6 protein-coding genes are annotated in these 10,521 nt (G+C 65.1%); all 6 read right to left on the reverse strand.

Features of this window, described 5'->3' with window-relative positions:
- The 6 genes from bcsC to bcsR all read right to left on the reverse strand — a co-directional run bounded on the left by bcsC (position 1) and on the right by bcsR (position 10,460).
- Entirely contained in the window at positions 1-3,474 is a 3,474-nt protein-coding gene (gene bcsC, locus ACJ8IP_RS19215; RefSeq protein WP_442524490.1) for a cellulose synthase complex outer membrane protein BcsC, read from the reverse strand.
- Complete coding sequence (gene bcsZ / locus ACJ8IP_RS19220; protein ID WP_273974494.1) at positions 3,456-4,568, reverse strand: cellulose synthase complex periplasmic endoglucanase BcsZ; 1,113 nt, start codon at positions 4,566-4,568, stop codon at positions 3,456-3,458. The genes bcsC and bcsZ overlap by 19 nt, the downstream gene beginning before the upstream one ends.
- Positions 4,569-4,573: 5 nt before the next feature.
- Positions 4,574-6,862, reverse strand: coding sequence for a cellulose biosynthesis cyclic di-GMP-binding regulatory protein BcsB (gene bcsB / locus ACJ8IP_RS19225; protein ID WP_033652444.1), 2,289 nt, complete (start codon positions 6,860-6,862; stop codon positions 4,574-4,576).
- 62 nt (positions 6,863-6,924) lie between these two features.
- The gene (gene bcsA, locus ACJ8IP_RS19230; RefSeq protein WP_442524491.1) at positions 6,925-9,528 is read right to left on the reverse strand and encodes a UDP-forming cellulose synthase catalytic subunit; all 2,604 of its coding nucleotides are present in this window, start codon (positions 9,526-9,528) and stop codon (positions 6,925-6,927) included.
- Positions 9,525-10,265, reverse strand: a complete 741-nt coding sequence (gene bcsQ / locus ACJ8IP_RS19235; protein WP_164057868.1) for a cellulose biosynthesis protein BcsQ — start codon at positions 10,263-10,265, stop codon at positions 9,525-9,527. Before bcsQ ends, bcsA begins: the two co-directional genes overlap by 4 nt.
- 3 nt (positions 10,266-10,268) lie before the next feature.
- On the reverse strand, positions 10,269-10,460 hold the full coding sequence (bcsR, locus tag ACJ8IP_RS19240; protein ID WP_164057867.1) for a cellulose biosynthesis protein BcsR: 192 nt from the start codon (positions 10,458-10,460) through the stop codon (positions 10,269-10,271).
- Positions 10,461-10,521: the final 61 nt, after the last annotated feature.

Here is a 10,521-nt window from a genome sequence, read left to right on the forward strand (position 1 = left end):
TTACTTGAAGTCGGCATAAGGCGTCAGCGGCTGCGGCGGCAAATCGAGGTCCCCCTGCCAGCCGGCCAGGGAATAACGCAGATAAATCAACGCGTGGCTCGGCGTATAGTTCTTCGCCTGCTGAATATCGATGCCCGCGCCGAGCGTCCAGTGCGAACTGAGACGGCGTTCGACGATCGCCCGCAGGGTATAACCGACGCCGCTCGAGGCGCTGCCGTCCTCGACGGCGAACTTATCGGGCAGTGAATCCGGGATCAGGCCTTGCAGCGGATAACGGCGCTGGCTGTCGGTTTTCGAATGCGACAGCGAAACCGAACCGCCCAGCTCCCACGACCAGTTCTCGGTGCGCTGACGATAGTTGACCGGCAGCGACAGCGACAGATATTGCTGCGGGCTGTAATAGCCGCCCTGTCCCAGCGAATAGCCGCTCAAGTCTTTCTGGTAGTGCCACAGCATGGTATTGAGCCCAACGCTCAGGCGGCGATTGTCTTCGTTGATCACCTTGTAGTAATAGCCGGCCATCAACCGCTGCCGCTGGTTGTCCGCCACGTTCTTGCCGGTGATCTGGTGCGCGCTGAGATCGGCCCACACGCCGTTCGCCTCGCCGCGATCGTAGCTGGCGCTCAGGCTGACGCCGGTGGCGCGCACGCCGCCCCAGGTAGTGCCGGTATTCGGATCCTTGGCGCCGCCAAACGCCAGCAGCGAGCTGGAGATCGGCCGCCGCGAGGCCGCCAGCGTCCAGCCGATGTGGTTCCAGTCGCCGCTGTAGGCCAGGCCGCCGCTCCAGTCGACCACCTCGAAGCCCATCGGCGTCGTGCCGATATCGGCGGCCCAGCGATCGTTTTTCCAACCGGCCGCCACGCTGGTGCCGGTGGTTTTCTGGTGTTCATCGCCGCGGCACCCTTGCGTGTTGCAGGTGCCGAAGGTTTCGTAGTACTTGCCGCTGCCGTCGGTCGAGAAGCGGCCGGCATCCAGCTGCACGGTGTCGGTACGCAAAAAGGCGCGCCCGTCATACAGCGGCATGTCCACCTGCAGCATGGTGTCGTGCGCGTTGAAGTCGGAAATGCCGCCGGTGCCGCTCGAGCGCCAGTAATCGTGATCGAGCGTGACGTTCACGTCTTGCTGTCGATACAGATCCGCGGCGTCGGAGCGGATGCCGCGTTTCAGCCAGTCGTCGCTCGGATTATTGCGCGTCAAATAGGTGTAGCCGTCATTATCCTGCGGCAGCGTCGGCGTGATGCCGCCGGCCACCATCGCCTGGCGGTAATCCTGCTGCGCCCGCTCAGGCTGTTGCTGAGCCCGTTCCAGCCGGGCGGCGTCACGATAAACAAGCGCCTTGGTCTGCCCGGCGGGCTCCGAAGCCGCCGCCGTTTTCAGCCGGCTGAAGAGCGCGTCGGCCTGCTGCGGATCGCCGACCGCGCCCCAGGCGTTGGCGACCCGCCGTTGGCTGTTGAGCGAAGCGTCTTGCGGCTGCGGTTCGGTTTTCAGCCGCTGACGCGCCGCGTCCAGATCCCCCTGCGCCACATAGGCTTCGATCTCGCCCAGCTGCGCATCCGGGTTGTTCGGTTCACGCCGTTTCACCCGCTGATAGTCGTCCAGCGCCGCCGCATACTCCCCGCGCGCCAGCGCCCAGTCGGCGAGCAGCAAATCGATGCGCGTGTCCGCCGGCTGCCGGCGCAGATAGGCTTCCGCCGCCGGTTCGTCACCGGCCGCCCGCAGCCCTTCGGCATGTGCGATCGTCGCCTGCATTTTCAGCCGCTGCGCCAGTTCGCGCATATTGTCGTTCCACTGCGCCGCCGGCAGCGTATTGAGCTGCGCCAGCGCCTGACGGTCGCGATCGCTGCCGGAAAGATAGAGCGCATAGGCGTAGGTCAGCTGCGGATTGGCGTGCTGGCGCTGCGCCAGCTGCCGGAATAAGGCGTCCGCCTGTTGCGGCTGCCCGGCCTGACGCAGCGCCTGGGCATAGCGATAGGTCAGCCAGACATCGTCGGGCGCCATCGGCTGGGCGCGCCGATAGATTTCCGCCGCCTGCTGCCACTGTTGCTGCTGCGCCAGCGTCTCCGCCTGCTGTTTCAGCCTGTCGAGCCGCAGCCCATCGAGAGTGCTGCGCAGCTTGGCCTGCTGGCTGCGCGGCAGGCCGTCAAGGTAGGCCAGCGCTTTTTCCGGCGACTGGCGCTGATAGATATTCACCAGGCCGCGCAGCGCGCTGCCGTTGCCGGGATCGCGCCGCAGCGCCTGCTGATAAAACCCTTCCGCCGCGGCGTCATCCTTGCTCGCCACCGCCACATCGCCCAGGCCGATAAACGCGTCGCCGTTGCTGTCGTCGAGCTGGCGCGCCTGCTGATATTTCTGCCGTGCCAGCGCGAGATTGCCGGCCTTGAGCGCTTTGTCGCCCTCGTCGATCGCCAGCCAGTAGCCGGTGCTCTTGATCAGGCTCTGCCATTTGCCGCTGCCGTAGCCATTCTTGTCGGCCGCCAGCGCCTGGCGAAACAGCTTCAGCGCCTGCGGGCGGTCACCGGCGCGTGAATAGGCCTGGCCGAGCGCCCCCAGCACCTCGGCGTCGTTCGGTGTCGCCGCCAACGCCTTTTGCAACTCAGGAATGGCCGCCCGGCTGCCGCCTTTATCCACCTGCGCCAGGCCGCGCACCCGCGCCTGATAAGCCGGATCGGCCAGCAGCTTCTGCTGTCTGGCCAGCTCTTCACGGGCGCTGGTCGCCTGATCGCCGGTGTCGAACACGCCGAGGAAACGGTTGAGCGCCGCTACGCTCTGCGCGCTGACCGGCATCGCTTTGACCTTGTCCAGCCACAGATCGGCGGCATCGCCGCGCCCGGCCGGATCGGCGGCGATCTTCTGCAGCAGTTCATAGGCCTGCGCGTCCTGGTTCTGGCTGAACAGCATGCGCGCCAGCGACATGCGCAGCGCCGCGTTGCCGGAATATTGCTGATCCAGCGCCTGCAGCTGCTTTAACGCCTTCGCCTCCTGCCCCGGCAAACGCGCCACCAGCCGCCAGTATTCCACCGCCAGATCGAGCGTCGGCGGCTCGCCGTGGAACAGCGCATCGTACTGCGCCTTGGCCTCCGGCAACCGGCCGGCGGTCGCCATCAGGCGCGCCTGCTGCAGCTTTTGCCGGGTTTCCGGCTGGGTCAGCAGCATGTTCATTTGCGCCTGGCGATAAGCGCTGGACTGCGGCGCGAGCGTTTTCAGCTTGTCCAACTGCTGCTGCGCCAGCGCCATGTTGCCCTGCCGCAGCGCCAAACGCATGCGCGCGGCGATCACGTCCGGATTGTTCGGATCCATCAGTTCGAGCCGGTACAGCGATTGGCGCACCAGATCGTCCTTGTTGCCGGCCTCGCCAATGCGCACCTGCTCCAGCAGCCACTGCTCCGGCGCCACGGCCTCCGCAGCGCGCGCCTGCGGCAGCATCGCCAGGCTCAGCGGAATCAAATTCAGCCAGTTTATTTTGAAGTTGTGCATTGGCCGTCCCACGAGGGTTGCAATTCACCCTGACGATTAAAGCGATAACGTTGTTGATCCCACCCCTGGCCGAACAGGGTCAGCGAGGCGCTGAAATAGGCGTCGTCACCCGGCGGGTGTTCGCCGATCCGTTGCCGCTGGGCCGCCAGCGCGTCGGTCTGCGCCGCCAACATCGGCAACATCGCGGCGGAAAAGCCGACCGGGCCGTCGCCGGTGGTTTTGCCGCTGGCGGTATCGGTTTTCTCCGGCGGCACGCCCTGGCTGGCGGTGAGCTGCGCCATCGGCTGGAAGCGTTTGAGCAGCGCCGCCTTGTGTTCATCGTCGTCCGCCAGCATGCCGGCCCACAGATAGACCCGAATGGCGTCATAGCTGCCGACGTTCGGCTTGACGGTGTCCGGCTGCCAGCCGGCGCCGACCCGCCATACCACCCAGTCCGGCGAGAAGCCGTGCGGCGCGGTCTCCAACCACAGCCGCTGATTGATCTCGCGCATCGCGCGCCACGGGCCGTTCAGCGCCGCAAAACGCGTCAACAGCTGCGGCGGCAGGTAGCTGGGGTTCAGCCGCCAGCGATCTTCCGCCACGAACCCGACTTTGCCCGGCAGCAGCATCAGCCCCAGGCCGGGGATGTCGGCCACTTCCTCGCGGCCGATGCGCTGCAACAGCAGCGTCCCCAGGGTTTGATAACGCCGGCTTTTCCACAGGCGGCCGGCTTCGAGCAGGTTATAAGCGATCCACAGATCGGCGTCCGACGCCGAGTTGGCGTCCAGCACCTTCCACTGCTTGTCGTCGCCCTCGCCCCACAGCCAGGCGGGTAAACGGGCGCTGAGATCGCCCGCCGCCAGGTTGTTCTCCGTCCAGGTCAACAGCTGGTCGAAGGTCGGCCGGTCATTGGCCACCAGGGCGAAGAACAGGCCGTAACTCTGCCCCTCCGACGTGGTGATTTTGTTCGGGCTGCTCGGATCGATCACCCGCCCCTGCGGGCTGATGTAGAACTGCTTGTACTGTTGCCAGCCCGGCCATTCGCAGGCCGCCGCCGCGCTGAAAGCGCACAGCAGCAGCATGCCGAGCGACAGGCGTTGCAGCATCGCGTTCACCGCCGTCAATCCCGATCTTCAGGCGCCAGACGCCGCCGGCTGAAGGCCTTCAGGCCGCGCCACAGCATCAACCCCAGGATCACTACCAGCACCACCGCGAGCACCGCCAGCAGAACCGGATGGGTGGAGAGGGCATACCAAAGCCGCTCCCACCAAGGCAGGTGACCGACATAGTAAACATCGCCGACGCGCAGGCTGTTGACCCCCGATTCGCGGATCACCGCCACCGAGCCGAACACTGCGGCGCGCTTGCCGCTGTCCAGCAGGGCATTGTTCAGCAGCTCATAGCCGCGCGGGCTGTCCGCCAACAGCGCCACGATGCTGCGCTGGTCGTTGAACGGCGACTGCACGCCAATGATCGCCGACATCGCCCCCTCGGAACTGACGGTGGTCTTGCTGTCCGGCTTGGCGTCCTCCGCCAGCACTTCCGAGCTGGGCAGCGGCGGTTGGCGCGTCGGCTGTTTCACCCAGCTTTGGGTCGCGTCCACCAGCAGACTGATTTTCTTGTCGTCGCGCAGCGCCTGCGGAATGGTGCCGACCATCAGGATGTCGTCGTCACGATCCTTGGCCTGCGACCAGTCGTCGCTCAGCGTGAAGGCCAGCGCCGGGTAGCCGGTTTGCGCGCCGATCACGCCGAGCGCGTTCAGCAGCGCGCTGACCTGCGCCGGCTGCGGTTTCTGGTTCACCAACACCAGCGTTTGTGACAGATCCGCCAGGCGGCTGAACGGGAAGCCGGCGTTGGCGAAGGCGCGCAGGTCCGGCATCGCCATAAAGTGGCGGTAGCCGGAGAAATCGATGGTGGACGCGCCGTCGATCACAGCGTGGTTTGGCGTGAAGGAGTAGGTTTCGCAGCGCCCTTCCGCGCCGCTGGCCAGCAGCGTGGTGTAGTCAAAGTCAAAGCGCAGCTGGTTGGTGGCCCCGAGCCGCAGCGCCGGAATGCTGACGTTCTTGTCGGAGTCGAGCAGCCCCTGCGTCAACGGCAGGCGCAGCAACTGCGCCCCCTGTTCGTGTTCCGGCACCAGCGAGTAGGCCTGCACGAACTGGTTGTTCAGGCTGACGCTCAGCCGCGAACCGTCCTGAATGCGCGGCGCGGTATAACGGTACTTGAGGTGCATGTCGATGCCGGTGCTGCGGATCAGGAACAGATCCGGCGGCAGGTTCATGGTCAGCGAAATCGGGCCGGGCTCGATGCCGCTGGTTTGCAGCTGTTCGGCGTATTGCTGCAGTTCGGCGAAGGTCATCGGCCGATCGGTGCGCACCCAGTTCGGCGCGTCGTAAGGCTGACGCGGCGCCAGCTGTTCCACCTTGTCCACCGTCACGTTCTGGCCGCGGAACAGAATGTCGCCCTGCGCAATGCCTTTCACCGCGGTGATCAAATCGTTGTCGTCACGCCCCTGAATCAGCAGCAGTTTGACGTAGGGATTATCGGGGTGGCTGATCATCTCCACCGTCGGGCCGTTGACCGCCGGGTAATCGCGCAGGAAATCCGGGCGCTGCTTATTGGTGGCGAACACCACCGCGTGCTGCGTCGGCAGCGCGTTATACAGCGTCGGGAAGGATTGCCCGCGCCACTGCGCCTTGCTGCCGAACCACGAGGCCAGAATGCCCGCCGCGCGCTGCTGGGCCAGATCCGGCTGGCCGGCGAACACCATCGGCAGCGTCAGCGGCCGATTATCGCGGCTGTCGAAGAACGGCTCAGGGAAGTGCGACAGCTCGTTTTTCACCGGCAGCGTCTGGAAGCGCAGCTTCAGCGCGCTGGATTTGCTGACGTCGAGCCACAGCGAGGTGCTGGCCGGGTTTTCGCAGATGTTCTGATAATGGCCGACGAACACCAGCCGGACGCGGTTAAAATCGGTGATATAGCGCGGATCGATCGCCATCTGGATGCGATTGGGCTTGCCCAACTGCTCCTTGGCGATCGTGGTCACGCCCATCAGCTCGTCGTTGAGGTAGACCTTGACGTGCGACTCGACCGGGATCAGCGCCGGCGACGGCGTAAATTCCAGGTCGAGCATCGCCTGCGAGACGACCTCATCGCTGCGCACGCCGAATTCGATCTGCCCGTCCGGCCGGGTGCCGCGTAGAACAAAGGTGCCCGGCGGCGGCGCTATCTGCGCGAACGGCAGCGACACGTCGCGCACCGGCGCATTCGGATCCTGCGGCGCGGTCGCCGTATCGGCCGCCGCGGCGATCGGCGGTTGAGCCGCCACGGTCGGCGCGGTGGCGGTTTCGGCCTGCGACAGGGTGCTGATGCCTAAGGCCAGAGCAGTTAACCAGGTTATTTTTCTCGTCATCGTATCATCATCAATGTTGGAGCCTGTTCACCGGGCGAGTGAGCGGGCGGTTGAACTCGCAGCTAACCCACGGTTTCTTGTTGACCCAAGGTCGGATCCCTGCCGACGCCGCGCGGAATAAACGACACTACCCAGGCGGTCAGCGACGTGACCCCGACCAGCAGACCGCGCACCAGCGGCGGCGCGTAGTCCGCCATGCGCACATAGCCACGGAAGCCCAGCGCCAGCACGTCGCGCAGGCTTTCGATCGGCCGGTCTTCAGGGAACCCGTCCTGCCACAGCGCCCAGGTATCGGCGCGGGCGAAGGTGCACTGAATAAAATCGATGTGTTCGCGGGTGGAAAGACTGACCAGACGCACCCCCACCTTGTTGCCGAAGGCGCGCGTCACCACGCAGGGGAAGCTGTACTCCTGCTGGCCGCGTTTGAGCAGCAGCGAGGCCTTGTCGCCCTCTTTCAACGTGTCCGCCACGCGCATCTCGATGCCCACGCCGCCATCGGAGTAATCGCGCAGCGTGCAGGGGTAGAGGTGGCCGTCGGCACGCGCGATCGCCGCCGGCATGGCGATCTCCACGCGGTGCGCCTGACGCACCTGTTTGGCCTCCACCGCCACCGCCACCGCGCCGCCGAGAATGGTCATGTTGTACAGCACCCACACCAGGCTGATGATCACCGTCATCACCTCGTCCGTCGGGCCATAGGCCAGCCGCCAGGCGCCGAACGCCAGCCCGGCGAGGTTAAGAACCACCAGGAACATGTAAGGCCGGGTGATCACCCAGTCGACGTGCTCCTCCTCCACCAGCCCACCCTTGGCGGTCACGTTGAATTTGCCCTTGTGCGGATTGAACAGCGCCACCGTCGTCGGCCGCGCGATATACCAGGCCAACACCGTTTCATAGATTTCGCTCCAGAACGAATGGCGGTATTTCCCCTGGATGCGCGAGTTGGTCAGGCTGGCGTGGATCATGTGCGGCAGCACGTAAAGCGCGATCGCCAGCGCCGGCGCAAAGATGATGTAGGCATGCAACAGCAAAAACGCCAGCGGCGCGGTGAGGAAGATCAGCCGCGGGATGCCCGACAGGAAGTGCAGCATGGCGTTGGCGTAGCACAGGCGCTGCGCCAGTTTCAGCCCCTTGCCCAGCAACGGGTTGTCGAGCCGGAAGATCTGCACCATGCCGCGCGCCCAGCGAATGCGCTGGCCGATGTGCGCCGACAGGCTTTCGGTCGCCAGCCCGGCGGCCTGCGGAATGCGGATATAGGCCGAGGTATGCCCGCGCCGATGCAAACGCAGCGAGGTATGGGCGTCTTCGGTGACGGTTTCCACCGCGATGCCGCCGATTTCGTCCAGCGCGCTGCGGCGCAGGATGGCGCAAGAGCCGCAGAAGAAGGTGGCGTCCCACATGTCGTTGCCGTCCTGCACCAGCCCGTAGAACAAAGTGCCCTCGTTGGGCGTCTGACGGAAGCGGCCAAGGTTGCGCTCGAAGGGATCCGGCGAGAAGAAGTGGTGCGGGGTCTGCAGCATCGCCAGCTTTTTGTCTTTGAAGAACCACCCCATGGTCAGCTGCAGGAAGGAGCGCGTCGGGACATGGTCGCAGTCGAAAATCGCCACGAACTCGCCGGTGGCCTGCTTCAGCGCGTTGTTGATGTTGCCGGCCTTGGCGTGTTCGTGAGTCGGCCTGGCGATGTACTTCACTCCCACCTCGGCGGCGAACGCCCGGAACTCGGGGCGATTGCCGTCATCAAGGATATAGATGTTCACTTTCTCTTTCGGCCAGTCGATGCCCAGCGCCGCATAGATGGTGGGCTTCACCACCCCGAGGTCTTCGTTGTAGGTCGGCACCATCAGATCGATGGTCGGCCAGGTGGCGCTGTCTTCGGGCAACGGCACCGGCTGGCGGTTAAGCGGCCAGATAGTCTGGAAATAGCCCAGCACCAACACCACCCAGGCGTAGGTTTCCGCCACCAGCAACAGCAGGCCGCATACCAGGCTGAGCGGATCGTCCCAGTTCAGCGTGGCGGTATAGCGCCACCACAGGTAACGGCAGGAGACGGTCAACGACAGCACGATCAGCATCAACGCAGGCAAGCGCCCCGGCACCCGGCGCACCACCATCGCGATCCCCCACAGCAGCAGAACGAACACGAACTGCGCCGACAGATCGAACGGTTGCGAGATGCACAGCATGGCGAGGATCGCCGCCAGCACGCCGACCAGAATGAGCAGCGCGCGCCGCAATCCGCGGTTCATGCGGCCGAGTCGCTCTACCGAGCGCTGTTCCACGCCGGCGTTTTTCAGCCGCTGCGGCAAGCCCTGCAGCCAGTCGGCATAGCGCTGCTGCAGCCGCCGCCAACCGGCGAAATAATCGCGCTGCACCGGCGCGCGGCCGCTGCGGAACAGCAGCAGCCACGCCCCCTGCAGCAAATAGCGCAGCGCATCCGCCGGGCGAGGGCGTTCGGCGGACAGATGCGGGAACCAGTAAGCGCGGCCGGCGCGCACGCGCCGCCAGGCCGGTGACTCCAAACGCAGCAGCATCCACCCCAGCGCCACCAACAGCGTAGTGAAAAAGGCGGTCAGCGCCGACGCCCCGCTGCGGCGATAGGCGCGGTAGCGCGCCTGCACCGCCTGGCGCACCGGCGGCACCAGCAGCAGGCTCAGCACCCGACTCATGGCGCAACGCCCGGTTTAAGATTGATCAGACACCAGTTGGCCAGCGTCAGCACTTCATCCGCCGCCAGGCTCTCGGGGCGGTACTCGCCCAACGGCTGCTTGACCGCCATCGCTTCCGCCAACGCTTCATCGCGATGGATCACCACCGGCAGCAGGCCGCCCAGGGTTTGCAGCCACAGCTGATGCAGATCCTGCTGCAGCTGGCTGGCGGAGGAGTAGTGATTGACCAGGAAACGACAATCGTTCGGCAGCGTCTGCTGATGGAGCCGAACCTGACAGTTGGCGTCGGGATTCAACAGCACGAACACGCTGTCGGCAAGCTGCAGCGCCTGTTGCGCCAGCGCGCCGTCCCCGACCGGAACATCCAGCAGGATCCAGCGCTGCGGCTCGCCGGCGATCAGTTGGCGCACATTGTCGCGCCAGCGCTCGGGCCGCTGCTGACATTGACGTTGCACTTCCAGCCGTTCCGCCGCATTCAGGCGGCCAAACGGTAAAAAGTCGAGGTTTTCGCAATAGCGCAGCGCGCCTTCCCGCCAGCCGCCGCCGTCCTGTTCTGCGCGGGCCCAGCCGCGCGTCAGCTCGAACGGCGTGTTGAAATGCAGACGCAGCAGATTATCCGGCGTGAAATCGATCGCCAGCACCGATTCGCCCAACTGCTGCAACGCCCAAGCGAGCGCCGCCGTGACCGACGTCGTCCCCATTCCACCCCGCAACCCTTGCAGCGCGATCACCGGCATAGATCAGTGGCTCCCCGTGGTCTGCGCCAATTCGGCCAGCAGCGGCCAACGCGTCATCATTTGCGTTAACCGCTCCTGCCGTGAAATATCGACATAGCTTAATTTCGGCAATGAAAAAGCCTGGCTGAGCGCCTGCAGGTCATCCTGGCTCTCCTCCGGCGCCGCTGCACGAAAATGGCTGGGTGCGTTATTCATTCTTCCGCCTTGGCGAAAATAGGCTATGTTAATTAACTATAGCAACGATACAAAAAGAGAC

The organism is Serratia sp. CY52157 (assembly GCF_052168495.1).
Lineage (GTDB): Bacteria > Pseudomonadota > Gammaproteobacteria > Enterobacterales > Enterobacteriaceae > Serratia > Serratia ureilytica.

Bases quoted from the DNA above. Each gene is read 5' to 3' on its own strand.
- bcsR (WP_164057867.1), bottom strand. From the start codon at position 10,460: ATGAATAACGCACCCAGCCATTTTCGTGCAGCGGCGCCGGAGGAGAGC.
- bcsA (WP_442524491.1), bottom strand. From the start codon at position 9,528: ATGAGTCGGGTGCTGAGCCTGCTGCTGGTGCCGCCGGTGCGCCAGGCG.
- bcsQ (WP_164057868.1), bottom strand. From the start codon at position 10,265: ATGCCGGTGATCGCGCTGCAAGGGTTGCGGGGTGGAATGGGGACGACG.
- bcsB (WP_033652444.1), bottom strand. From the start codon at position 6,862: ATGACGAGAAAAATAACCTGGTTAACTGCTCTGGCCTTAGGCATCAGC.
- bcsC (WP_442524490.1), bottom strand. From the start codon at position 3,474: ATGCACAACTTCAAAATAAACTGGCTGAATTTGATTCCGCTGAGCCTG.